Raw genomic sequence first — 26,106 nt, 5'->3', positions numbered from 1 at the left:
TTTATTTTTTTAAGTCAGGAGGTTTACAAATGGAATTTTTAACGCAAATCATCAATGGATTAAGTACAGGTGGAATGTATGCACTTGTTGCCATTGGTTATACAATGGTATATGGGATTGCTAAAATGATCAATTTTGCTCATGGTGAAATTATTATGGTTGGCGCATATCTGGCTTATGTGATGACAACTATGGTGCAAGCACCCATTATTGTTAGTGTTTTAGTAGCCATTGCTGGATGTGCTTTATTAGGTGTTGTGACAGAAAAAGTGGCTTATAAGCCCCTTAGAAATAGTGGGAGTTTAGCTGTTTTAATTACTGCTATTGGTGTCAGTTATCTGTTACAGAACTTATTTTTGATTTTATTTGGCTCTGCTGCCAGAACTTTTCCTCAATATATGCCTAGTGGTACAGTATCTTTTTTTGGCGCTCATATCACGTATGTCGCTTTGCTTTCGCTTATCTTAACTTTTATTTGTACTGGATTATTGCTTTTGTTTATAAACAAAACAAAATTGGGAAAAGCAATGCGTGCTGTCAGTGAAGATCGAGGAGCTGCAGAATTAATGGGAATCAATGTGAATACAACCATTTCTCTAACATTCGCCATTGGTTCTGGTTTAGGAGCTATTGCTGGTATTATTTATGGTATGAGTTATTCTTTGATTAATCCCTATTTAGGTGCCATGTTAGGTATCAAAGCTTTTATAGCAGCTGTTCTTGGTGGAATTGGAAGCATTCCAGGAGCAATGGTAGGTGGATTGATTATTGGTGTCGCTGAAGCATTTACAATTTCATATATTTCATCTGCTTTTTCAGATGCAGTTGTTTTTGGTATTTTAATCTTTATTTTATTAGTTAAACCAGCAGGATTGTTTGGTCAGAATATGAGAGAGAAAGTGTAGGTGATAGGGATGAAAAAGAAACAAATAAAAGATTTGATTATATCCTTTATCATGGCGCTGATTATTTATGGAATCATTATGTTTTTAATGAGTGCTGGAATTGTTGACTATTATTGGTCAGGAATTCTCATTATGGCTTGTATCAATGTTATTTTAGCAACAAGCTTGAATTTAGCGAGTGGTTATTTAGGACAGTTAACTTTAGGACATGCTGGATTTATGTCCGTAGGAGCTTATACATCTGCTTTATGTAGTTTGTATCTTCATTTCCCATTTTTATTAAGCTTATTGATTGGTGCTATTGCTGCCTGCCTGATTGGCGTTGTTATTGGTATACCAACATTAAGATTAAAAGGTGATTATCTTTGTATCATTACTTTAGCATTTAATGAAATCATACGTGTTATTATGCTTAATTTAAGTATTACAAATGGTGCCAAAGGATTGATGGGATTTCAAGCAATGAATATTGATTTTTCTGTCTATTTTTTAAGTGCTGTGATTACAATCTATGTCATTTACTGTATTGTTAAATCACGTCATGGGCGTGCTATTATTTCTATTTGTGAAGATGAAACAGCCAGTGAATTATCTGGTATTCCTACATCGTATTATAAGATCCTAGCTTTTGCTATTTCTGCTTTCTTTGCTGGGATTGCAGGTGGATTATATGCTCAATATATGGGAATGCTGGTTCCTTCTACATTTGATTATAATAAATCAGTAGAAATTCTGGTTATGGTTGTATTAGGTGGATTAGGAAATTTAAAAGGTTCTATTATAGCAGCTATTATCATGACGATATTGCCAGAGTATTTAAGAGCATTTGCGGATTATCGTATGTTACTTTATGCAATTGTTTTAATTGCTGCAATGATTATCAAAGAAAAAAATTTAGTGCCTCGTATTAAAGCTAAATTTTTTAAGAATAAGACAGTGGAGGTGGATGACTGATGAGTTTGTTAAAAGCAGAGGGATTAGGAATCCAATTTGGTGGTTTAAAAGCTGTTGATGAGTTTAATTTTGAAATGGATAAAGACCAATTATATGGTTTGATTGGACCAAATGGAGCTGGAAAAACAACTGTATTTAATTTGTTGACAGGTGTTTATAAACCAACGAGTGGACAAATACTTTTTGATGGGAAGTCACTTTTAAAGATGACACCTACGCAAATTACACAATTAGGGATTGCAAGAACATTTCAAAATATTCGTTTGTTCAAAAAAATGAGTGTTATTGATAATGTTAAGGTTGGATTGCATCATTCTCAAAATTATTCATTATTATCATCTGTTCTTCATCTTCCAAGTTATTTTAAAGGTGAAGAGGCTATGCAGGAAATGGCTATGAGCTTACTTCGTGTTTTTGATCTAGAAAAATATGCTGATGTCAAAGCTGGAAATTTACCATATGGAAAACAACGTAAACTAGAAATAGCAAGAGCACTTGCAACATCACCTAAACTTCTTTTGTTAGATGAACCTGCAGCTGGTATGAATCCTATTGAAACAGAAGAATTAATGGAAACGATAAAGATTGTAAGAGAAAAATTTTCTATTGCGATTTTATTGATTGAACATGATATGAAACTTGTTATGGGGATTTGTGAAAAAATTGCAGTTTTAAATTTTGGTACAGTCTTAGCATTTGGGACTCCAGATGAAATTAAAAATAATCCTGATGTGGTTGCAGCATATTTAGGACATGAAGAATAGGGGGATGACCATGTTAAAAGTTGATCATTTAAATGTTTATTATGGTGTGATTCATGCGATTAAAAATGTAAGTTTTGAAGTGAATCAAGGTGAGATTGTGGCTTTGATTGGAGCTAATGGGGCTGGAAAGACATCTATCATGCATGCTATTAGTGGATTGGTAAAACCTAAAAGTGGTACGATATCTTTTATGGGGGATGAGATTACAAAACTTCCTGCACATAAAATTATTGCCAAAAATTTAGCTCAAGTTCCTGAGGGTAGACGTATTTTTGCTCAATTAACGGTTCAAGATAATTTGGAAATGGGTGCATATTTACGTACGGATAATAAAATAGGACAAGATTTAGAAAAGGTTTATCAAAGATTTCCACGTTTAAAGGAACGTAGAAATCAATTGGCTGGAACACTGTCAGGTGGAGAACAGCAGATGTTAGCAATGGGGCGCGCATTAATGTCAAAACCAACGCTATTATTGTTAGATGAACCATCAATGGGGTTATCACCTATTTTGGTTAATGAAATTTTTGACATTATTAAAAGTATTAACAAAGATGGAGTAACGGTGTTATTAGTTGAACAAAACGCAAATAAAGCACTTTCAATTGCTGATCGTGCTTATGTTCTTGAAACTGGAAATGTTATTGTATCAGGGAAAGCCAATGAAGTTGCAAATAATCCAAAGGTAAGAGAAGCTTATCTTGGTTAAAGAAGATTGAAAAATCTTCTTTTTTTAATGAATATTGAGACCATTTTGTTTTGTTGTTAACAAACAATCACCATATGCTTTTAAAATAAACGAAATGTAAATCAGGCTTATCAGATAACAGGCATCATGACGTAATGATAGTGAGCAAATAAATGGATGAATTATATAAATGAATAAACCACTTAATAAACACCATAAAATAAAATATACCAAACATATTCTCCCTTGATAATTGAGAGCATGATGAGAATAATCCCAACATTGAGTGTGAAAAAATCGTTCAATATAATAACTACTTAATAATTCTAATAAAGTCATACAAATTCCACCGATAAGACATACGAAAAATGGATGAAAATACTGAAGATAGGGTTGGCATAATATAAGGATACAAGCACCAAAACCATATAAGGGAATAAATGGACCATTCAATAAACCTGATGAGATCCATTTTTTGCGAAATAACGAAACATAAATAGATTCAAGCCAATATCCTAAAAAACAATAAATTGAAAAATAGACAATAATCATAGCATTCTCCTTTTCAACTCATTCTATGAAATGAAGATAATAATATGTCTAAAATTGATTAAAAAGTGAATACTTTGTATAGAAAAATGATAAAAAACAAAAAAACGTCAAAAAAAGTTAATTCAAAAAATGTTGATATAATCAATAAAATTTTAATTTCTTAAGAATTTCTTAAGAAAATTGTGGACTTTTTGTGAACGTTGTTTTATAATTCTAAATGGGTATATTATTGAAAGGAGGCAACGAATGGATAGTAATATTAAGACGAATTTATTGGAAATTATGCAAGAGCATGTTTTAAAACGTAAAGCTATGTTCATTCCGATGTTATGTATTTCAACATTTGGTTTGGTTGGTTATGCTGCTGTCGATAAAGAAAAGCCTACAATCGAAGCTAATAAGATTGAAGTTCTTTATGGGACAAAGCTAGATAAGACGATGTTTGCTATTTCTGATAATCGTGATTCCCTAGACGCTATGGATGTAAAAATTGATGATACATCATATGATGCATATCAATTAGGTATATATAACGTCGAAGTAACTGCAACCGATATGTTCTCAAATTTAAGTACAAAGGTTGTTCAAGTAGAAGTTGTTGATAAAACTGCTCCTGAATTGAATCCGGTAGGAGATAGTCAAGGTTATGTTATTGATGTTGAAGCAAATGGTAGTCAAGATATCGCTCAATATGTCAATGCATCTGATAATGTTGATGGAGATGTTACACCATTTATTGAAACAGACAAGAAACTCGATACTTCAAAATTAGGATCTCAAATGATTGAATTGAGTGTTTCAGATAACGCTGGAAATCAAACTCAACAAACATATGAATTCTATGTATCAGATACGACTGCACCTACGATTAGTTACAAGAAGGGATCTACAGTTACAGTAGACTATGGTTCTCAATTTGATTATTTAGATTATATCAAAGTGACTGATAACTTTGATAAGAAAGTGAAATCTATTGAAGTAGATGGAACTGTTGATACTAAAAAAGATGGAGAAACAACTTTAAAAATTACTGCTAAAGATTCTTCTGGTAATGCATCTGAAGAAACATTAAAAGTTAAAGTTGGTGACTTAAGTGCACCTAAGATTAGCTTATCTAAGTCTTCAGTACAAATTACTAAAGGTAAGAACTTTAATGCAAAAAGTTATCTAGAAAGTGCAACTGACAACAAAGATGGAAATGTGACTTCTAAAGTCGAAATCAGCAATCCAGTTAATACAAATAAAGCAGGAAAATATACTGTTGAATATAGTGTTACGGATAAAGCTGGTAATTCAAGTTCTAAAACTTTGAAAGTTACTGTTGTAAATCCAGATGACATTGCTCCTAATCAAGGAATGATAGCTACTGCTCAATCACGATTGGGTTGTCCATATCGATGGGGTGCAACTGGACCAAGTTCATTTGACTGTTCAGGATTTACTCAATGGGTATATCGTAAGAACGGCAAGAGTATCCCACGTACATCTGGAGCACAAAAAAGTGGAGGAAGAACAATTTCTTTATCTCAAGTGAAACCAGGTGACATTGTATGGCGACCAGGCCATGTAGGAATCTACGTTGGTGGAGGAAGAGTTATTCATTCACCGACAACAGGATCTGTTGTTAGTTATACAAGTTTAAGTGGATTTACTTGTGGTGTCAGATATTAATGATGAAAAACTGTAATGAATGATTTCATTACAGTTTTTATTTTGTTATAATAGGGCTAAGGTCAGGTGATGAATATGTATATTGGAAGCCATACTTTAATGAAAAGATATGATGAATGTTTATTGAAACACGGTTATACAATTGAACAATTGGTTGATAAAGCAAGTGATTGTTTGTTGAAACATATCCATGGTGAATCATTTAATATTGTTTGTGGGCCAGGTAATAATGGGGCAGATGGGCTTTCTCTGGCTATTAAACTTTATCAACAGAAAAAGAATGTACAAGTTTTTATATTTGAAAACACGAATCATCTTTCAAAAGCCAATGCTTATTATTTGCAGAAATGTTATGATTTGTCTCTTCCTGTTTATTTATTTCAACAGGATAATTTAGAAGAGTTGATTGGTTATATGACGGCTTGTGATACAATTGTTGATGCAATATTTGGCTTTGGGTTGAATAGCTCACCACGAGGTATTTATCAAAGTGTTATTGAAAGTATTAATCAACTCTATGATCAGGAAGTCATTGCTGTAGATATTCCTACAGGTCTTCAATGTGATTCAGGAAAACCATATCAAAGCGTCATTTATGCAACTTCAACAATTACTTTGAGTGCTATAAAAAATGGATTTCTTAATCCTGATAGTTATTTTTTTACGGGAAAAGTTATTGTTGAAAAACTAGATGTTGATGATGTGAGTGAAGAAGCTGGATTGTATCAGATGGCGGATGATAAAATGATGTTTCCACTTTTAAAAGAAAGAATTTTTGATGGATATAAAGGCACATATGGACATACTTGCCTTATTACAGGATGCATTGAATATAAAGGAGCAGCTCTGTTAAGTGCAAAAGGTTGTGTTTATAGTGGTAGTGGAATTACGACAGTTATGAGTGATCAGGAAGTTATACATGCATTAACTCAGTTCTGCCCTGAAGCAACTGCAGTTTTAAGGCCTCCTATTTTACAGAAAGAAGATTTCCTTCGATATGATGCTATATTAATTGGATGTGGACTAGGTCAAAGCTTAGATAGTTATCGTTATGTTATTGATGTTTTAGAAAAAACAAAACAACCTCTCGTTATAGATGGGGATGCTTTAACGATTTTATCAGCACATACTGATTTATTAAAACAGCAAAATCGAGATATTATTTTGACTCCACATTTAGGTGAATTTCAGCGTTTATGTCCATTCGACAGTCAGGATGATATGTTATTGGTTGCTCAAGATTTTGCGAAAGAGCACCATGTTGTTTTGGTATTAAAAGGACCTTATACCATAGTGACAAATGGTCAGGAATCATATCGTATTCGTGCAGGAAATAAAGCTATGGCAACTGGAGGAATGGGCGATGTTTTAGCTGGAATAATTACAAGTCTTGTAGGACAAGGTTATCCTGCCTTACAGGCTGCAATGTTGGGTGTTTTCATACATGGATATACTGGTGATCTTTTGGCTAAAGAAGCCTATACTGTGATTCCTTCAAAGTTAATTGAATTTATTCCAAAAGCTATGAATAATATGATAAAAAGTAACCCGGAGGTTACTTCATAGAAATTAATGTAATGTTGCGATGAGGACTTTTATTTCTTCGATAGGAGAAAAAGAGGTCCTTATTTTCAATTGTACAGTATGGAGAAATGGTTATATTTTTTTGCGGCACTTGAAGATTAAGCAATTGTTGTTGAATTAAACCTTTACTATTCAATAAATAAGCTCCATCTTCTTTTTGAATATAAAAATCATGTGTATCAAAAGACATTTGTTTAACCAAATCAATAATATCATCTTTTGCTTCAAAATTTCTTTGTTCAATGGATGGCCCAATATAGGCATAAATCATTTGAGGATTACAATTTTCATGAGTTATTAAATGTTTTGTGACTTTTCCAACTATTTCATTTACGGTTCCTTTCCATCCACTATGAATAGCGGCAACAATTTTCTGATCTCTGCAATATAATAAAACAGGACAGCAATCAGCATGAAAAGACCAAAGCCATAAATGGCGATCACGTGTATACAAAGCATCATAATTGTCAAATGCATCCTCTTGACTCCACATACCTCTACCTCCATCTTGAAGTTGAACTTTTAGAAAGTTTGTGGTATGTCGTTGATGTGTTGCAACCATATGATTTAAATCAGTATGCAAAGTTTGAGCTAATTTTTCTCGATTCTTTAAAACCTGTTGATCATCAATACCATTGAAACTCATATTCATGAGCTCTCCGTTACAATAACTGCATGTTGTATAAGCTTCAATTTCATGAAAACAATCCCATTTGATGAATTTCATTATAAAACTCCTTTCATTTGCCCTACCTCTTTTAAAAATATAACATACATTAAAGTGAAGGAGGGATTAATTATGTTTCAACAATCTTGTGGTTGTCAAAATATGAATTCATGTTCATGTCAAGGACAACAAATGAATTTTGGAAGTATCAATGGTTGTCCACGTCCACAACCTTTAGTAGCTCCTAGAAGAGTTTGTGTGACAAATCAAATTACACCTGTTGCTCAGCCTGTGATTTGTCCAATTGAATGTCGTCGTGTCAACCATTGCATGTATTATCCAGTATTTTATCCTGTTTATGAGCAAACATTTGTCAATGCTCCAAATATGAACTCTATGAATTCACCTTTCTCATGTCGTTAAAAATAGTTTCATCAGGATCAATGTAAATCGTTGAGTAATGTGAAAGTATCACTTGTCCCGGTTTAGCACCCTGTGGCTTTTTTAGCGTTTTAACCAAGGTATAATTGACAGGAACTGAAGAACTGTGTTTACCTTTGGAAAAGTACGCAGCTATTTGACTTGCTAAACGAATGGTATATTCATCTAGATTCTGACTATGCACAATGACATGGCTTCCAGGCATGTCCTTGACATGAAACCACATATCATTTTTAGAAGCCATCTTAAAGGTAAGATAATCGTTTTGCAGGTTATTCTTACCTACATAGATTTGTATATTGTCTTTAGTAAGATATTGTTCAATATGCAATTTTTTTGGTCGATGCACCTGTTTGGTTTTTTTCTTTTTCAAATAACCTAAATTTTCTAATTCTTCTTTCATTTCTAATGCATCATAATAGGAAGCGTTTTCCATCAGTGTGATAAGACTATCAAAATAAAGAATTTCATTTTCGACAATATTTATCTGTTCTTGAAGATGCGTTAAAGCTTTTTTGGCTTTTTGGTATTTTGCATAATACTTATTTGCATTTGTTTTACCATCATATCTTTCATCTAAAGCGATAGTCATCATACTACCATCATAATAATTTTCAACAGTAACTTCTTTTTGTCCTTTAGAAATCAAATGGAGATTAGCAAATAAAAGATCACCTTTAATGCGTAAATCATCACTGTTTTGTGATTCAAAAAGAGTTTGTTTTAATTTATTAAGTTTATTGATGTTTCTTTGATATTCATTTTGAATAAATTTTGCTAAATCAGATGTCTGTTGCTTGATACGATCTTTTTCATCAATTAAATCATAGTGTTTATCTAAACCATCAAATAGAGGATATATTTCTCCGTTACACTGTAGATGCGTTAAAGGAATAATATGAAAATATTCCTTATCTTGATATTTGTGGATATAGATATTTTGTGAGTGTCGTAATAATTGAATAATGTCTTGAAAAGTTTCTCCATGATGGATACGATAAAGAACTTCTTTTGAGAGTTCAGGAGAAAACCCTTGATAAGTTTTTGTCAGATTATCTGTTTCCATCCATTCACTTGTAAAAGGATTTTTCTTTTCAATTAAAGGTGGTTGATTATAAGTTGCTCCAGGCTGTAAAATACGAGCACTCATAGCGGGAGAAACACGTTTTAAACAATCAATGATTTTATTGTTGTCATATGTCAAGATTGCATTAGAATGTTTACCCATGATTTCTAGATAGAGATGATATTTGACAGTATCTTTGAGCTCATTTACACCAATCAGTTCAATATCTACAATACGATCGAGTTGAATCTGAGAAATCTTTTCAATATAAGCTCCTTCCAGATGCTTTCTCAAAAGCATTGTTAAAGCATTAGGGCTGGCTGGAGTTGGATAAGATAATTGGGTTAATTGAATTCTTGCATATACAGGATGTATTGAAATCAATAATTTGAAATTTTCTCTTTGTGAACGAATATGAAATAAAAGTTCATATTGAGAAATTTGATAGATTTTATTAATTTTTCCTCGTGTTAATTGATTTTGTAGTTGTTCTACAACACGAGATAGCATAATTCCGTCATAAGCCATATTTCATCACCGATAAATAGTATAACATATTTCAAAAAGAATTGACATTAATGTTTCATTCATGTAACATTGTTTCAAAAGGTGGTGGAGAGATTGAAAAAGGGGCTTTTAATCATTCTAAGTGGTCCAAGTGGTGTTGGGAAAGGAACAGTTCGTCAGGAACTTTTTAAAGATGAGAGTTTAAATTTAGCTTATTCTATATCTATGACAACAAGAAAACCTCGTCCAACTGAAAAAGAGGGAATTGATTATTTCTTTGTGAGTGAAGAAGAATTCAAAGAGAAAATTGAAAAAGGTGAATTGCTTGAATATGCTCAGTTTGTTGGAAACTATTATGGGACACCTCAATTTTATGTTGATCAGTTATTAAGTGAAGGGAAAAACGTTGTATTGGAAATTGAAGTTCAGGGTGCTTTGCAGGTGATGGCAAAATGTCCTCATGCTTTAACCATTTTCTTAGTACCCCCATCACTTGAAGAATTGGAACGTCGTATTCGTGGACGTCGTACTGAAGAAGAAAGTATCGTTCAAGAAAGACTTGCAAAAGCAAGAAAAGAAATTGCAACAAAAGACGAATATAAGTATGTTGTTGAAAATGATGATGTTGTTGCTGCAAAAGAAAAAATTGCTAAAATTATTAAAGAAAATTTATAAAGCACCTTATGGTGTTTTTTTTGTTTGAGAAAAGAATTGACAGGGTTTTCATTTTTATGACATGATATATTTAAGAATGTATAGGAGGTATCTTATGAAAAAGAATCAATGTTGTCCTAAGTGTCAAAGTCAGGATATTCTTTATGTTCCAGCTAAAGGGGTTTTCAGACGTAATGCTTATCAGGATATTGTTGTTGATGATCGTAAGCTAAAGGTTGAACAATATATTTGTAAAAAATGTGGTTATGTAGAAACATATGTCCATGATTATGATCTCAAAAAGATGGAGGAACTGTAAATTATGGATATCTGGGAAAAGATGTATTTGAAAGCTAAGGAACAATATCAACCTCATGAAGTTTCACCATTTATTTATGCACATCATGTCGTTTGTGCTTTGGAAAGTGAAAATGGTGAAATATATACTGGATTTTGTATAGAAAGCTGTAGTGGAGTGTTAGATTTATGTGCTGAAAGAGTTGCGGCATTGAATATGTATATGCAAAGTCAACAGACTATTGTGAAAAGAATGATTGCTTTTCGTGATTGTCCTCCATATGGAGGCGGGAGTGGGATGCCTTGTGGAGCTTGTCGTGAGTTTTTTATGCAATTGAATGAAAAAAATCAGGATATGGAAATTATGGTCGATTTTGATACGAGAGAAACTGTGACTTTAAAGGAACTTTTGCCTTTATGGTGGGGAGAAGAGAGATATCAAAATGGAAATCAATAGGACAGTCATGAAGACTGTCCTTTATAAATGAAAAAGAACTTGGAATTATTTTAAAAAAAGTAAATTTATGATAGAATAGTGCAATAGGCAGGTGAGGATATGTATATTGTCAAAGTGTTAGTTGAACATCCTGTACATGCACTGGATACAACATTTGATTATTTGAGTGAAAAATCATTGCTTGTAGGTGTACGTGTATGGATTCGTTTTGGTTATCAAAAAATTATTGGTTATGTTGAAAATGTTGAAGAAACACATTTTTCAAAATCAAAATTAGAACAACGTGCTGGTTTTCGCTATCAATATATTTTAGATGTTATTGATGAAGAACCGTTACTAAATGAAGAGTTACAGACATTGGCTAATCAGTTATCACGTATGACATTATCCCCACGTATATCATGTTTGCAGGCGATGTTGCCAACGCAATTAAAACCGAGTACTCACCAAACAGTAGGTATCAAAACACAACAGGTTGTTCACCTTGTTGAAGGAACTTATGCCAAAACAATCAAACAACAGGAATGTATGGCTTTTTTACAAGAACATCCAGATATTCCTGTTAAGGATATTCCATACAGTCGATCTTTGCTTGATAATTTAAAAAAACAGGGATGTATTGAAATTGTTGAAAAAGAAGTTTATCGTCAGCCATTTTCAATTGAACATCAATCAAAACATATTCAATTAACAACACAGCAACAAAAAGTTGTGGATGGGATTTTGGCTCATCAAGGGAGAGTTGCTTTATTACACGGTGTTACAGGATCTGGGAAAACTGAAGTTTATTTAGCTTTAGCTGCTCATTATATTCAACAAAATAAGTCTGTTATGATGCTGGTTCCAGAAATTTCACTAACGCCTATGATGGTAGAAGTTTTTAGACAACGTTTTGGCAATCAGGTTGCGATTTTGCATTCCCGTTTATCACAAGGTGAAAAATATGATGAGTATCGTCGCATCAAACGTCAGGAAGTTAAAATAGTTGTGGGCGCCAGATCTGCAGTTTTTGCGCCATTAGAAAATATAGGCATAATTATTCTAGATGAAGAGCATGATGCCAGCTATAAACAGGAAGCAAAGCCACGTTATTTAACCTCACAAATTGCTAAAATGCGTGCGAAAACGCATCATGCCAGTGTTGTTTTGGGAAGTGCAACTCCATCTTTGGAAAGCTATGCCAGAGCTTTAAAAGGGGTTTATGATTTATATGAATTACCTGAGCGTATTAATCAAAAACCATTACCACAAGTAGAAATAGTGGATATGATTCAAGAAACACGTCAGCGTAATTATTCATTATTTTCCAGAAAAATGAAACAAAGTATTCAACAGACAATTGATAAAGGTGAACAGGTTATTTTGTTATTAAATAAAAGAGGTTATGCTTCTTATGTACAATGTCAGGATTGTGGAGAAGTATTAAAATGCCCGCACTGTGATGTCACTTTAACTGATCATCGCAGTGAGCATAAATTAAAATGTCATTATTGTGAATATATGATAGATTATCCTCATGTTTGTCCTCACTGTGGTTCAACGCATTTAAAGAGTGTAGGTTATGGAACGCAGAAAATTGAAGAGGAAATAGAGAAGATTTTTTGTGGAGCTAAAGTGATTCGGTATGATGTGGATACAACCCGTCAAAAAAATGGTCATTTGAAATTACTTGAAAGATTTAGAAATAAGGAAGGAAATATTTTATTAGGCACACAAATGATTGCGAAAGGATTGGATTTTGAAGATGTCACATTTGTTGGTGTTTTAAATGCTGATTTAAGTTTGAATATTCCAGATTTTCGTGCCAGTGAGAGAACTTTTCAGCTTTTGTGTCAGGTATCTGGGCGAAGTGGAAGAGGGCAAAAACAAGGACATGTTATTATTCAAACATATAATCCAGAACATTATGCCATTACTTGTGCTGCCAAACATGATTATATTGCTTTCTTTCACCAGGAAATGCAATATCGTCAAAAAGCCAAATATCCGCCATATTGCCATATGGTCAGCATTTTGATTCAATCGCCTCATGAGGAACTTATACATAGTGTTGCGATAGATGTTAAAAATTATTTATTGGCACATAGTCAACAAACCGTTATTTTAGGTCCGGCTAGAAGTGCAATCTATAAAATGCAGGATATTTATCGAGAACGTATACTTGTTAAATTTTTACATTCACAAGATATTTATGAGGCTTTATGCGTTATGAATGATTATTATAATAAACAACAGAAAGGAAAGGTAAGGATCGTTTGTGATTTTAATCCATACTCACAAATATAATTATGGAAAGACAGATAGCATTAGAAATATTATTAAAATTTAAACAAGATAAAAGTTATTTAAATCTAACCATTAATGCCTATTTTAATCGTTATGATTTAACACGACAACAAAAAGATTTTATTACAAGAGTTGTTTATGGAACAGTTCAAAATATGTTGTTATTGGAATATATATTAAAGCCACATCTTCATATGCGTGTTAAAACATATGAAAAGATGCTTTTACTGATGAGTCTTTATCAGCATGAAATGATGGATTCTATTCCAGATTATGCTATTATTAATGAAGCTGTAGAATTAGCCAAAAAGAAAAAAGGAATGAAAACTGCACGTTTTATCCATGCTATTTTACAAAAGACTTTTCAATCATCTTATCAGTTGGATGATTTGCCACCATTAGAAAGAATATCTATTGAAACAAGTCATCCATTATGGCTGGTAAAAATGTTTGATAAACAATATGGCTATGAAGAAACAAAACGTATTTGTCATGCTTTTTTAGAAGTGCCTCATCATTGTGCGAGAGTGAATACATTGCTTACTTCAAAAGAGGCTTTGTTGAAAGATTCAAAGTGGCAAGAAGCAAAACTGTCACCTGATGGTCTTTATTATTCAGGACATCATATTGCTTCTGATGAAGCTTTCATAAAGGGGTATGTGACAATCCAGGATGAATCTAGTCAACTTGTAGCCAGGTTATTGAATCCTCAAGCAAGTGATTATGTTTTAGATATGTGTTGTGCACCTGGCAGCAAGACAACGCATTTAGCGATGCTTATGAATAATCAGGGATCAATTGAAGCTTATGATTTATATGCGCATAAAATAGATTTGGTTCAACAGCAAATACAACGCCTTAAAGTTAAAAATGTGCATACACATGTAGGTGACTCTACTTTGCTTAAAGATGTGTATCCAGCTGAGTCTTTTGATAAAATTCTATGTGATGCACCATGTAGTGGATTGGGAGTTCTTGCCAGAAAACCTGAAATTAAGTATCATGAGAGTTCGGCAATGGATGAAATGATAGCTATACAAGAAAAATTATTAGAAAATGCATATTTTTTATTGAAAAAAGGTGGTAATATTGTATATAGTACATGTACACTCAATAAAAAAGAAAATGAAAAACAAATAGAAAAATTCATGACAAAGTATCCTGATATGAAGAAAAGAAAAGAATTAACAATTTTACCATATCAGTATCATAGTGATGGTTTTTATATGTGTCTATTAGAAAAGGAATGAAAATATGAAATCAATTTATGATTATACACAAGAACAGATGATTGAAGAATTTAAAGAACTTGGAGAAAAGAAATTTAGAGCAACACAAGTCTTTGAGTGGCTATATCGTCAAAATGTACAATCGTTTGAACAGATGAATAACTTATCATTAGATTTAAGAGAAAAATTATCTCAAATCTATCAGATTGGACCAATGAAAATTGAAACAAAACAGGTTTCTCAAGATGGAACAATTAAATATCTTCTTCAACTGGAAGATGGAGGTTTTATTGAAACGGTATTAATGGTTCATGATTATGGAAGAAGTTTATGTGTCACAAGTCAGTTGGGATGCAATATGGGATGCCGTTTTTGTGCCAGTGGTTTATTAAAAAAACAAAGAAACCTGACTGCTGGAGAAATGGTCAATCAAGTACTGACAGTTATGCAAGATACACAGGAAAGAATCAGTCATGTCGTTGTCATGGGAACGGGAGAACCTTTTGATAACTATGATGCTGTCATGGATTTTGTTCGTATTATTAATCATCCTAAAGGTTTGGCTATTGGTGCTAGACATATCACAATTTCTACTTGTGGTTTATGTCATCAGATTGAACGTTATGCCAGTGAAGGAATTCAAACCAATTTAGCTATTTCTTTACATGCACCAAATAATGAAATTAGGGATCAATTAATGCCCATCAATAAGCGTTATCCAATGGAACAGTTACGACAATCTATTGAAAATTATATTCAACAGACGAATCGTCGTGTGACTTTTGAATATATTCTTTTAAAGGGAGTTAATGATGAATTAAAACATGCTAGACAGTTAGCTCATTACATCAGAGGGCTTAATGCCTATGTCAATTTAATTCCTTATAATGCTGTTGATGAACATGGATATCAACAGTCAGATAAAGGAACTGTTGAGGCATTTAAAAGTGAGTTATTGCGTCTAAAAATGAATGTAACTTTACGTAAAGAACATGGACGTGATATAGATGGGGCATGTGGGCAACTGCGTGCCATGAAGGTAGGTGAACAACATGCAAGTCATCATGAAAAGTGATATTGGACGCATGAGAAAAGTGAATCAGGATTATGTCCGTTGCTATCAAAAAAGTGATCATGAATGTTTGGTTGTTTTATGTGATGGAATGGGTGGACATAACGCAGGTGAAATTGCTTCACAAATGGCTTGCGATGATATTATTGAAAATTATCAGCAACAAGAGTCTTTAACTGATACAAGTCAAATTCATGATTGGATTTTATCAGCTATTCAACATGCTCATATGATTGTTGAATCAAAAAGCCATGAATCCCAAGAATTTGAAGGTATGGGAACAACAATAGTTCTTGTTTTATGTATTCATGACAATATTTATATTTCTCATGTTGGTGATTCGAGAGTTTATTGGGTTACTGATGAATTTATTCAATTAACAAGAGATGATACTTTGGTGAATGTTCTTGTTGATTCGGGGACAATTTCACAAGCTGAAGCAAGATTTCATCCTCAAAAGAATATCTTATTACAGGCTGTAGGAGTCAGCGATTCATTGAATCCTTCTTTTCTTGAAAAACAAATCAATGATGGATTTTTATTGGTCTGTTCAGATGGGTTATATAATTCACTGAGTGATGAACAGATGATGAGTATTTTGCATGCTCAGGAAGATATTGAAACGAGGGCTAGTCAGTTGATGGATGCTGCCAATACATATGGTGGGCAAGACAATATCAGTTTTGCACTTATTTTGACAAAAGGAGTTGTTAATTTATGAGTTCAATCAATAAAACGATTGCTGGACGTTATCAATTGAAAAGATTAATTGGACAAGGTGGAATGGCTGATGTTTATGAGGCTGAAGATTTAATTTTAAAAAGAACAGTGGCTGTTAAAATTATGCGTTCATCATTAACTGGGGATCCGGTTTATGTGACACGTTTTCATCGTGAAGCCAGTGCGGCTGCGGCTTTGTCACATAAAAATATTGTTGAAATTTATGATGTTGGTGATGAAAAAGATGACTATTATATTGTCATGGAATATGTACCAGGTCAAACTTTAAAAGAATTGATTCATAAACGTGGTGCTTTACATTATGTAGAAGCTGTTGATGTTATGAAGCAGGTTGTTAGTGCTACTGCTAAAGCACATTCTATTGGTATTATACATCGTGATTTAAAACCTCAAAATATTATGGTTACTGATAGTGGGGTTGTCAAAATTGGTGATTTTGGAATTGCATCTATTCAATCATTATCACAGGTGACACAAACAGATACAATTATGGGTTCTTTACATTATTTGGCACCTGAAATTGCCCGTGGAGAGAAAGCAACTGCACAAAGTGATATTTATGCTTTAGGAATTGTCTTTTATGAGTTGCTTCGCGGTGAAGTTCCATTTAATGGGGAATCTCCAGTTAATATTGCTTTAAAACATATGCGTGATGAAATCCCTTCTGTTTGTGCTTTTAATCCATCTATCCCTCAATCGGTTGAAAATATTATTATTAAGGCAACTGCTAAAAATATAAAAGATCGTTATGCAAGTGCTTCTGAAATGTTGGAAGATTTGAATCATTGTTTGGAAGCAGCGCATATCAATGATGAAAAAATAACATTTGATTATGAGGAAGATGATGAATTAGCAACAATTGTTGCTGAAGATAAAGACTTTTTTACACAATCGCAGACACATTTACCAATTGAAGAAGAAACAGAAGAAGAAACAAAACGTTCACATAAAAAGATGCTGATGATTATTGGTGGTAGTGTTGTTGCAGCATTAGCAATTTTAATTGCAGTCTATTTTCTGCTTTTACGACCTTCACAATCATTTGAAATGCCTGATGTAGTGAATTTGACAGAAGCTGAAGCTATCACTTTGTTAGAAGATAGAGGTTTGGAAGTTAAAGGTCATGTCACTTATGAATTGAGTGATGATGTTGAAGAAGGAAAAGTGATTGAAAGTGATCCTCTTGCAAAAGCAAATGTTAAAAAAGGTGATGAGGTTCATTTGGTTGTTTCTTCTGGACAATATATCGTCATTGAAGATTATGTCGGTAAAGATTATGATACTATTGCAGATCAACTTGAGGAATTAGGCTTTAAAGTCAATAAAGAAGATAGAATTGATGAAGCTTCAAAAGGAACTATTTTAGAACAATCTTTGGATGCAGGAGAGAAAATTGATCCAAATAGTGACAATAAAACAATAACATTGACAGTTTCACAAGGATACAGTGCTGAGGTTCCAAATGTTTATGGTCAAGATATTCAAAAAGCTAAAAGCATTTTGACAGAAGCAGGATTTACTGTAGAGCTAAGTGTATTAGAACCACCAACATCAGTCGAAGAGATTAAAACTATGAAAATCAATGTTGTAGAAGAACAGTCACTTGCTGCTTTTACAACAGTTTATAAAAAAGGTGAAAAAATTGTTTTGTATTATTATGATAAAAAACCAGAAATTCCTGAAACTCCTGAAACTCCTGCAGAAAACGAAAATAATAATACAACGACACCAAGTACTGACACTCCGTCTTCTTCACAAGTAACAGGAACAAATCAGATAACAGGACAACAATGAGGTAGAGAAAAACAATGCAAAAAGGACAAATTATTAAAGCTTTGGCAGGATTCTATTATGTTAAGTCACAGGGACAAGTTTATCAATGTCGTGCCCGTGGAAAATTTAGAAAAGATTCTTTAAAACCATTGGTTGGAGATTATTGTGAATTCTCTATTGAAAATCAAACTGAAGGATACATTTTATCCCTGTTACCAAGAAAGAACAGTCTTATTCGACCTCCAATCTGTAATGTCGATCAGGCTTTACTTGTTTTTTCTGCTAAAGAACCAGATATGAATTTATTACTGTTAGATCGTTTTTTGATTTTAATTGAACATCTTCAGATTCAACCGATTATTTGTATATCAAAAATGGATCTTGTGGATTCAAGTTTGATATATCATCAAATGAAACCTTATGAAGATGCAGGATATCAGGTTCTATATGTGAGTTCTAAACAAGAACAGGGGATAGAGGCTGTTAAGAATATTTTTAAAGATAAAGTAACAGTTGTTACTGGACAAAGTGGTGTTGGAAAATCAAGTTTATTAAATGCTTTGGATATTCATTTGCAGATTGATACAAATGAAATTTCAAAAGCTTTAGGACGTGGAAAACATACAACCAGACATGTTGAACTTATTGAGATGTATGGTGGTTATGTTGCAGATACACCAGGTTTTTCATCGTTGGAATTAAATATTGAACCAGTGGATCTGGCTATAAGTTATCATGACTTTCATGAACTTTCTAAACAATGCAAGTTTAGAGGATGTTTACATGAAAGTGAACCACATTGTGCAGTGAAAAATGCTGTTGAACAAGGGGAAATATCATCTCAAAGATATGAACATTATTTAATGTTTTTAAAAGAAAGTAAGTTATTGAAGGAGAAAAAATATGGTTAAAGTTGCACCGTCAGTTTTATCAGCTAATTTTGCTGAGCTCAAGAAAGATTTGGATTCTATTCGTGAATGTGGGGCAGACTGGATTCATTATGATGTAATGGATGGACATTTTGTACCTAATATTTCATTTGGTTATAGTATTTTAAATGATATTGCAAAAGTGAGTGACTTATATCTTGATGTTCATTTAATGATTGAAAAACCAATGCAATATGTAGATGCATTTATAAAATCACATGCTTCATTAATAACAGCGCATATTGAGGCTTTTCATCACGAACAGGAAGTGAAAACATTTATACAGTATGTTCATGATCAAGGCGTACATGTAGGACTAAGTGTAAAGCCAAACACACCTATTTCATCAATTCAACAATATTTAGATGATCTTGATTTAGTATTAGTTATGAGTGTTGAGCCTGGATTTGGCGGACAAACGTTTCAAGAGCAGGCGCTTTCTAAGATACAGGAACTTTGTCAGTTAAAACAGAATCGTCATTATTTGATTGAAGTGGATGGTGGCATTAATGCTACGACAGGTCAATTATGTCGAGAAGCAGGTGTGGATGTGCTGGTTGCTGGAAGTTATGTTTTTAATGCTGAAAATAGAAAGGAAGCTATTGATTCTTTAAAATGAAAATAGGCATTTATAGTGGAATCAATGTTGGATCTGTGAAAGATTCAACAATTGAATATATTGGTGTCGATCAGGGTGTTTATCATTTATACCAGCAGGGAATTACACCTGTGATAGCTATTGGAGATATGGATTCTATTGAAAATGAGCAGATTCTTCAAGATATCAATATTCAGCGTTATTCGAGTATTAAAGATGACACTGATACAGCATTGGCAATACAATATGCTATTCAAAAGGGTTATGATGCCATTGATTTATATGGTGTGACACATCGCCGTATTGATCATTTTATGGCAGTACTATGTTTGTTAGAAAAATATCAGGATATCTCTATCACGATCTATGATGAATGGAACAAGATATTTGTTTTAAAACCAGGTCAACATTATCTTGCTAAAGATCAATATCATTATTTTTCAATATTTGCTTTTGATGAGAGCGTCGTGACATTAAAAGATTGTCATTATCCATTGGATCATTACATCTTAAAAAGAAATGATCCTCTGTGTGTATCCAATCAAATGAATGAAGAATATGCGATTGTGGAAAATTCACAACCTGTACTCTGTATTCAATCAATATCATAATGGAAAAGAGGAATAAGAATGTATCAGATAGTTTCAGATGGTTCATGTGATTTAGATCAGTCATTGATGAATCAGTTTCATATTCATGTTGTTCCATTTTATATAACAACTGATAATGAACACTATCAAAAAGAAAAAGAAGATTTAGAAGTGCATGAATTTTATCAATTTATGGTTGATCATAAAGATGTTTTTCCTAAAACTTCTATGCCTTCTATTGAAGATTATATAAAAACTTTTACACCTATCCTGGAAAATCAGGAAGATATTATATGTATATGTATTACGACTAAATTTTCTGGTTCCTATAACAGTGCCATGAATGCGAAAATGATATTAGAGGAAAAATATCCTGAACGTCAAATTATGATTATTGATGCTACTGTGAATACTGTTTTACAAGGTTTACTGGTTATTGAGGCTGCCCAAATGAAAGAAGCTGGCTATCAATATGACGAAGTGATTCATAAAATTGAAAATATCAAATCGTCAGGACGTATTTTCTTTACTGTTGGAAATTTTGAATATCTCATTCATGGTGGACGAATTGGTAAAGTTGCTGGAGTTGCAGCGAAAACATTAGGAATTAGACCTTTAATTGTACTTCATGATGGTGAAATATTTGCAATGGGTGTTACACGTGGACGTGAAAAATCTAAAAAGAAAGTTCTTGACCATACTGTAAAATATTTTAAAGATAACCAGCTTTCACCAAATGATTATCGTTTTTGTGTTGGGTATGGCTATGATCAACAAGAAGGAGAAAAGTTTAAAGAAAGCTTGCAAGAGGTGATGTTACAAGCTTATCCAGACTTCCATGAACCTATTTTAATTCAACAAATTGGCGCTACAATTGGTGTGCATACGGGACCATATCCAATTGGTGTGGGTATTTTAAAAAAATATGATCTTTAGGAGAAATCCTAAAGATTTTTTGTTATTAAAAATACCACGTGTTATATGCGTGGTAAAAGAATTAAGCTTAGAGCGTTGAAAGTAAAAAGCCTCCAATGATACAATGAATTTAGCCTGGCAGCTAAGAAACAAAAGAATCAAAGGAGGTTAGTCTATGAAAGACATAAATAGTTTATCACATACATCATATAGATGCAAATATCATATAGTTATCGTACCAAAATATAGAAGGCTCATCATATATAATAAATTAAGAAGAGATATCATAGAGATATTGATACTGTTGATTAACAGATTCAAGGATGTAGAACTTATAGAGGGGCAAGCATGTCCTGACCATATACATATGTTGCTTGAAATTCCACCAAAATATTCTATATCGGAATTTATGGGGCAGTTGAAGTCAAAGTCTACACTGATGATATTTGATTTGAATAAGTCAGGTTATTCATTATAAAAACAGTATTTGAATTTTAATAAACATTTTAGCACTTCGGGGTTGACAGTGCTAAAAAACATGGTATACTATAATTAGCACTTGGATATAATGAGTGCTAAAGGAGTGATGAAGATGAATATAGAAAAATGGACAACAGCTATGCAGGAAGCTATGCAAAAAGCCATGCAACAGACTTTAGGAATGTCTTGTCAGGTTGTTGATGTTGAAGATTTTTTATTAGCATTATTGGAAGATACAAGTGGTATTTTATATCGTGTGCTATCAAAAGCAAATGTCAATATTCAACAGTTAGAAACATTTTTAAGAAATAAACAACAACAAAAACCAAGAGTCAATGGTGTTGATGAAAGTCAATTAAGAATATCATATGATTTGAATCAATTGTTAATAAAGGCTCAAAAAGTGATGAGTGATTATAAAGATGAATATACAAGTGTTGAACATTTGATTATGGCAATGTTTGAAGTGCAATCAACATTTATTCAAGATTTGATTCGACAATATCATTTAAATAAAAAAGAATTAGAAAAGATTATTCAGGAAATGCGAGGTGGAAATATGGTTAATAATCCACAACCAGAAAATCAATATGAAGTTTTAACAAAATATGGTAGAGATCTTATTCAAGATGTTAAGGATGGAAAATTAGATCCTGTTATTGGTCGTGATGAAGAAATTAGACGTGTTATTCAAATCTTATCACGTAAAACAAAAAATAATCCTATTTTGATAGGTGAACCAGGTGTTGGAAAGACTGCTATTGTTGAAGGATTGGCATGGCGTATTTTTAAAAATGACGTGCCTGTCAGCTTGCAAAATAAGACTCTTTATGAACTTGATTTAGGAGCTTTGGTAGCAGGTGCTAAATATCGTGGTGAATTTGAAGAAAGATTAAAAGCTGTATTAAATGAAATTAAAAAATCTGAAGGAAATATCATTTTATTCATTGATGAGATTCATCAGCTTGTTGGAGCTGGAAAAACAGATGGTGCTATGGATGCAGCTAACTTATTAAAACCAATGTTAGCACGTGGTGAACTTCACTGTATTGGAGCAACAACGCTAGATGAGTATCGTATGTACATTGAAAAAGATGCTGCTTTAGAAAGACGTTTCCAAAAAGTTCAAGTTGATGAACCAGATAGTGACGATACAATTGCGATTTTACGTGGTTTAAAAGATAGCTTTGAATCTCATCATGGTGTTCAGATTACAGATAGTGCCATTGTGGCAGCTGTGAATATGAGTGAACGTTATATTACTGATCGTTTCTTGCCAGATAAGGCTATTGATTTGATTGATGAAGCATGTGCATCTGTACGTATGGAAATTGATTCTTTACCAGAAGAATTAGATGTTATCACAAGAGAAAAGAATCGTTTGGAAATGGAACGTATTTCTATTGAAAAAGAAGATAAAAATGCAGATAATGAAAAACGTCTAGATGAAATTAGGAGTCGTATTGCTTCATTAGATGAACAAGTAACAGGTTTAACAGATAAATGGAAAGAAGAAAAGAAAGCTTTAGATCATATTAAAGAATTAAAAGATCAAAAAGTGAGATATGAAGCCCTTAAAGATAAATATGAAACTGAAGGTAATTTAGAAGAAGCTTCAAAAATCAAATATGAAACATTACCTCGTATTAATAAAGAAATTGCTAATTATCAATCACAAGAGTCTGATGATGCTTTATTACAGGAAAAAGTAACAGTTGATACAGTCAGTGAAGTTATTGCTAGATGGACAGGTATTCCTATTCATAAATTGATGGAATCTGAAAGAGAAAAATTATTACATCTTGATGATACTTTAAGAAAAAGAGTTATTGGACAGGATGAAGCGATTGAAAAAATCTGTGATGCTATTTTAAGATCACGTGCTGGAATCAATGATGAAAACCGTCCAATTGGTTCATTTATGTTCCTTGGGCCAACTGGAGTAGGAAAAACAGAAGTTGCAAAGAGTTTAGCAGAACAATTATTCGATAGTGAAAAGAATATTGTCCGTATTGACATGAGTGAATATATGGAAAAATTCAGTGTTTCTCGTTTGTTAGGAGCTCCTCCAGGTTATGTTGGATATGAAGAAGGTGGCCAATTAACGGAAGCTGTTAGACGTGCACCTTATAGCATTGTTTTATTGGATGAAATTGAAAAAGCCCATCCTGAAGTCTTTAATGTTTTGCTTCAAGTCTTAGATGATGGTCGTATTACTGATTCTAAAGGCAATGTTGTTAGCTTCAAAAATACAATCATTATTATGACATCTAATATTGGCTCACAATATTTATTACAAGGTAATAATGAAGAAACAAGACATGAAGTTGAAATGGAATTAAAAGCTCATTTTAAACCAGAATTCTTGAATCGTATTGATGAAATTGTCATGTTCAATTCATTAGATAATCAAGTTGTTTATAAGATTGTTGATAAATTTATTGCTCAGCTTTCTAAACGTCTAGAACAACAAAATATATCAGTTCAAGTGAGTGACGGGGCTAAAGAAGAAATCGCAAGAGAAGGTTTTGATCCTACTTTTGGAGCGAGACCACTTAAACGTTTCATTCAGGGACATATTGAAACTTTAGTTGCCAAAGAAATGATTAAAGGTTCTATTCAAAAAGATGATAACATTACGATTGATTATCAAAATCAACAATTTATGATTAGAAAGTCATAAGAGTGAGAAGGTTAGTAGAGGATTGACTTTACTAATCTTTTTTTCTTTTTATATTCAACAAAATGTGATAGAATAGCCAAAGGAGGAAGTTATGCAAAGATATTTTATAGATGCTCAAAATATAGAGGGATCATTCATACATATTGACCCTTATAATCATAAACATATGCAACGTGTCATGCGATATCATCAAGGTGATCAAGTGATTTGTATTTTACCAGATCATCATGTTTATATATATGAAATTATAGATATTGAAAAAGGAATACTTCAACAAAAAGAAGAGCTCATAGAAAATAATGAATTGGATGTTGAAGTGACTTTAATCTATGGCTTGCCTAAAAATGATAAATTTGAATGGGTTCTTCAAAAGGCTACGGAATTAGGTGTTCATAGAATTGTTCCTTTTCTATCACAAAGAAGTATTATTAAAACGGATGAAAAATCTTTTGAAAAGAAAAGAGAACGTTATACTCGTATTTTAAAAGAGGCAAGTGAACAATCTTGTCGTCAGACAATACCTGAGTTGACTTCACTTATAAAAATATCACAGTTAGAGAAATATTTAGGCGATGTCAATTTAGTTGCCTATGAAGAAGAAAGTAGAAATGGTGAAAAATCACTTTTAGCAAAAACGCTTCAAAAAGATTATCACACTATAACAATTATTGTAGGACCTGAAGGTGGTTTCGATGAAAGTGAAATTCAAAAGATGAAAGAGCTAGGTGTTCAGGCCTGCTCGTTAGGAAAAAGAATTTTACGTAGCGAAACAGCCCCGTTATATATGTTAAGTGTTATTGGATTTAGTAGGGAGTTGATGTCATCATGGGATTTATAGAAAGTTTAAATAAAATAGGGGTGGAAATTCCTCTTGCTAAAACACAATTATATCAAGAAATAGAAAGTCATCGTTCTTTTTTTGAAAAGATGGGCTTATCTTCAAAAATCAAGACTGATTTTGATTTGTTTTCATATGAAATTATATATCGTGGTTTATTAACGCAAAATCAGATTGAAAATATTTATGAGGGATTTTTAAATCAACATTATGATTTATTGGATTATTTAAATTATGATGAAAAACAAAAGATGTTTAATAATGATATTGCTGGAGTTTTAGAAACGGCTCCTCATTTCCAGGATTTACAGAGTCAAGTCATGATTTATATTCCTTATTTAGAACCATTTGTCAATCAGCGTTATACTCATGATTATCAAATGTTGCTATTAAAACAACATCGTGAATATATACAAAATTTTAAAGTGAATCTTCATACACCAATTGATATGTATGGTTATTCTATCTTTCGTACAGGTTTTTCTTCTTTAGAGAATGTATATGAAGATCAAAGACATATTTGCTTTTATTTTGATCCGCTTAAAACCATTTATATCTTTAAAAAAGATAATCATGAATTTTTGAATAAAGTTATCATTCAAGACGATAAAGCTCAATGTGAAGTTCGTATTGAAGATATTCAAAAGATTGCATATGATATTGAAAATTATTTGTATCTGGATTGTTTAGAAACATTGAAAGATTTGGAATATATTTCTTTAAAGAATTATAAAAAAATTATAAAAAAATATAAATAGAAAGGAT

25 protein-coding genes and 1 pseudogene are annotated in these 26,106 nt (G+C 32.5%); 23 read left to right on the top strand and 3 right to left on the bottom strand.

The genetic code is table 11. From position 1 onward, the window contains the following. The first annotated feature begins 29 nt into the window (after positions 1-29). The 4 genes from ACESR5_RS07095 to ACESR5_RS07080 are packed head-to-tail and all read left to right on the top strand — an operon-like array spanning position 30 to position 3,332. Positions 30-905 carry a branched-chain amino acid ABC transporter permease gene (locus ACESR5_RS07095; protein ID WP_087245177.1) on the top strand — a complete coding sequence of 292 codons (876 nt, stop codon included), beginning with the start codon at positions 30-32 and terminating at the stop codon, positions 903-905. Positions 906-914: 9 nt separating this feature from the next. After that, on the top strand, positions 915-1,859 hold the full coding sequence (locus ACESR5_RS07090) for a branched-chain amino acid ABC transporter permease (protein WP_087296653.1): 945 nt from the start codon (positions 915-917) through the stop codon (positions 1,857-1,859). Next, positions 1,859-2,623 carry an ABC transporter ATP-binding protein gene (locus ACESR5_RS07085; protein WP_087296652.1) on the top strand — a complete coding sequence of 255 codons (765 nt, stop codon included), beginning with the start codon at positions 1,859-1,861 and terminating at the stop codon, positions 2,621-2,623. The genes ACESR5_RS07090 and ACESR5_RS07085 overlap by 1 nt, the downstream gene beginning before the upstream one ends. Before the next feature lie 10 nt (positions 2,624-2,633). Further along, positions 2,634-3,332, top strand: coding sequence for an ABC transporter ATP-binding protein (locus tag ACESR5_RS07080; RefSeq protein ID WP_087296651.1), 699 nt, complete (start codon positions 2,634-2,636; stop codon positions 3,330-3,332). 24 nt (positions 3,333-3,356) lie between these two features. Here ACESR5_RS07080 and ACESR5_RS07075 read toward each other — a convergent pair whose 3' ends face one another. Continuing rightward, positions 3,357-3,863, bottom strand: a complete 507-nt coding sequence (locus ACESR5_RS07075) for a putative ABC transporter permease (RefSeq protein ID WP_373154845.1) — start codon at positions 3,861-3,863, stop codon at positions 3,357-3,359. A gap of 246 nt (positions 3,864-4,109) precedes the next feature. Between ACESR5_RS07075 and ACESR5_RS07070 the strand changes: the two genes are divergently transcribed. Both ACESR5_RS07070 and ACESR5_RS07065 read left to right on the top strand, forming a co-directional pair. Continuing rightward, positions 4,110-5,534, top strand: a complete 1,425-nt coding sequence (locus ACESR5_RS07070) for an immunoglobulin-like domain-containing protein (RefSeq protein ID WP_373154844.1) — start codon at positions 4,110-4,112, stop codon at positions 5,532-5,534. Between the two features lie 75 nt (positions 5,535-5,609). Further along, on the top strand, positions 5,610-7,100 hold the full coding sequence (locus ACESR5_RS07065) for an NAD(P)H-hydrate dehydratase (protein ID WP_373154842.1): 1,491 nt from the start codon (positions 5,610-5,612) through the stop codon (positions 7,098-7,100). Here the strand turns inward: ACESR5_RS07065 and pgeF are convergent. Beyond that, complete coding sequence (pgeF, locus tag ACESR5_RS07060; RefSeq protein WP_373154840.1) at positions 7,090-7,845, bottom strand: peptidoglycan editing factor PgeF; 756 nt, start codon at positions 7,843-7,845, stop codon at positions 7,090-7,092. The two genes, ACESR5_RS07065 and pgeF, sit on opposite strands and share 11 nt — an antisense overlap. A 72-nt stretch (positions 7,846-7,917) precedes the next feature. Here pgeF and ACESR5_RS07055 point away from each other — a divergent pair, with 72 nt between their 5' ends. Beyond that, positions 7,918-8,208 carry a hypothetical protein gene (locus ACESR5_RS07055; RefSeq protein ID WP_087296647.1) on the top strand — a complete coding sequence of 97 codons (291 nt, stop codon included), beginning with the start codon at positions 7,918-7,920 and terminating at the stop codon, positions 8,206-8,208. Here the strand turns inward: ACESR5_RS07055 and ACESR5_RS07050 are convergent. Continuing rightward, a complete protein-coding gene (locus ACESR5_RS07050) occupies positions 8,180-9,820 on the bottom strand; it encodes an NFACT family protein (RefSeq protein ID WP_087935479.1) in 1,641 nt (546 codons plus the stop codon). The two genes, ACESR5_RS07055 and ACESR5_RS07050, sit on opposite strands and share 29 nt — an antisense overlap. Positions 9,821-9,913: 93 nt before the next feature. Here ACESR5_RS07050 and gmk point away from each other — a divergent pair, with 93 nt between their 5' ends. The 16 genes and pseudogenes from gmk to ACESR5_RS06970 all read left to right on the top strand — a co-directional run bounded on the left by gmk (position 9,914) and on the right by ACESR5_RS06970 (position 26,099). After that, positions 9,914-10,474 (top strand): guanylate kinase, encoded by a 561-nt coding sequence (gene gmk, locus ACESR5_RS07045; RefSeq protein ID WP_087245196.1) that lies wholly within the window; start codon positions 9,914-9,916, stop codon positions 10,472-10,474. A gap of 94 nt (positions 10,475-10,568) precedes the next feature. Further along, on the top strand, positions 10,569-10,772 hold the full coding sequence (locus tag ACESR5_RS07040; RefSeq protein WP_373154838.1) for a hypothetical protein: 204 nt from the start codon (positions 10,569-10,571) through the stop codon (positions 10,770-10,772). 3 nt (positions 10,773-10,775) lie between these two features. Next, entirely contained in the window at positions 10,776-11,207 is a 432-nt protein-coding gene (locus ACESR5_RS07035) for a cytidine deaminase (RefSeq protein ID WP_087296644.1), read from the top strand. A gap of 99 nt (positions 11,208-11,306) precedes the next feature. Further along, the gene (gene priA, locus ACESR5_RS07030) at positions 11,307-13,493 is read left to right on the top strand and encodes a primosomal protein N' (RefSeq protein ID WP_373154836.1); all 2,187 of its coding nucleotides are present in this window, start codon (positions 11,307-11,309) and stop codon (positions 13,491-13,493) included. Positions 13,494-13,495: 2 nt separating this feature from the next. Further along, positions 13,496-14,743 carry a 16S rRNA (cytosine(967)-C(5))-methyltransferase RsmB gene (rsmB, locus tag ACESR5_RS07025; protein WP_191340918.1) on the top strand — a complete coding sequence of 416 codons (1,248 nt, stop codon included), beginning with the start codon at positions 13,496-13,498 and terminating at the stop codon, positions 14,741-14,743. A gap of 4 nt (positions 14,744-14,747) precedes the next feature. Continuing rightward, on the top strand, positions 14,748-15,797 hold the full coding sequence (gene rlmN, locus ACESR5_RS07020; RefSeq protein WP_087304146.1) for a 23S rRNA (adenine(2503)-C(2))-methyltransferase RlmN: 1,050 nt from the start codon (positions 14,748-14,750) through the stop codon (positions 15,795-15,797). After that, positions 15,775-16,515, top strand: a complete 741-nt coding sequence (locus ACESR5_RS07015) for a Stp1/IreP family PP2C-type Ser/Thr phosphatase (protein WP_087304147.1) — start codon at positions 15,775-15,777, stop codon at positions 16,513-16,515. The genes rlmN and ACESR5_RS07015 overlap by 23 nt, the downstream gene beginning before the upstream one ends. Beyond that, positions 16,512-18,329, top strand: coding sequence for a Stk1 family PASTA domain-containing Ser/Thr kinase (pknB, locus tag ACESR5_RS07010; protein ID WP_087304148.1), 1,818 nt, complete (start codon positions 16,512-16,514; stop codon positions 18,327-18,329). Before ACESR5_RS07015 ends, pknB begins: the two co-directional genes overlap by 4 nt. A gap of 14 nt (positions 18,330-18,343) precedes the next feature. Beyond that, on the top strand, positions 18,344-19,219 hold the full coding sequence (gene rsgA, locus ACESR5_RS07005) for a ribosome small subunit-dependent GTPase A (RefSeq protein WP_087304149.1): 876 nt from the start codon (positions 18,344-18,346) through the stop codon (positions 19,217-19,219). After that, positions 19,212-19,856, top strand: coding sequence for a ribulose-phosphate 3-epimerase (gene rpe / locus ACESR5_RS07000; protein ID WP_087245214.1), 645 nt, complete (start codon positions 19,212-19,214; stop codon positions 19,854-19,856). The genes rsgA and rpe overlap by 8 nt, the downstream gene beginning before the upstream one ends. Next, the gene (locus ACESR5_RS06995) at positions 19,853-20,446 is read left to right on the top strand and encodes a thiamine diphosphokinase (protein ID WP_087296638.1); all 594 of its coding nucleotides are present in this window, start codon (positions 19,853-19,855) and stop codon (positions 20,444-20,446) included. The genes rpe and ACESR5_RS06995 overlap by 4 nt, the downstream gene beginning before the upstream one ends. A gap of 18 nt (positions 20,447-20,464) precedes the next feature. Further along, on the top strand, positions 20,465-21,361 hold the full coding sequence (locus tag ACESR5_RS06990; RefSeq protein WP_373154833.1) for a DegV family protein: 897 nt from the start codon (positions 20,465-20,467) through the stop codon (positions 21,359-21,361). 154 nt (positions 21,362-21,515) lie between these two features. After that, positions 21,516-21,791 (top strand): annotated as a pseudogene (tnpA, locus tag ACESR5_RS06985) (IS200/IS605 family transposase); the annotation flags it as partial. 141 nt (positions 21,792-21,932) lie between these two features. Beyond that, positions 21,933-24,503, top strand: a complete 2,571-nt coding sequence (locus ACESR5_RS06980; RefSeq protein ID WP_373154832.1) for an ATP-dependent Clp protease ATP-binding subunit — start codon at positions 21,933-21,935, stop codon at positions 24,501-24,503. Between the two features lie 91 nt (positions 24,504-24,594). Next, positions 24,595-25,341 carry a 16S rRNA (uracil(1498)-N(3))-methyltransferase gene (locus tag ACESR5_RS06975; protein WP_087245920.1) on the top strand — a complete coding sequence of 249 codons (747 nt, stop codon included), beginning with the start codon at positions 24,595-24,597 and terminating at the stop codon, positions 25,339-25,341. Then, positions 25,329-26,099, top strand: a complete 771-nt coding sequence (locus tag ACESR5_RS06970) for a hypothetical protein (protein WP_087245922.1) — start codon at positions 25,329-25,331, stop codon at positions 26,097-26,099. The genes ACESR5_RS06975 and ACESR5_RS06970 overlap by 13 nt, the downstream gene beginning before the upstream one ends. Positions 26,100-26,106 lie beyond the last annotated feature (7 nt).

The sequence above is a fragment of the Clostridium sp. AUH-JLR23 genome, assembly GCF_964238065.1.
In the GTDB taxonomy this organism is placed as follows: Bacteria; Bacillota_I; Bacilli_A; order Erysipelotrichales; family Coprobacillaceae; genus Allocoprobacillus; species Allocoprobacillus merdigallinarum.
This window is presented reverse-complemented; position numbering and strand designations above follow the sequence as displayed.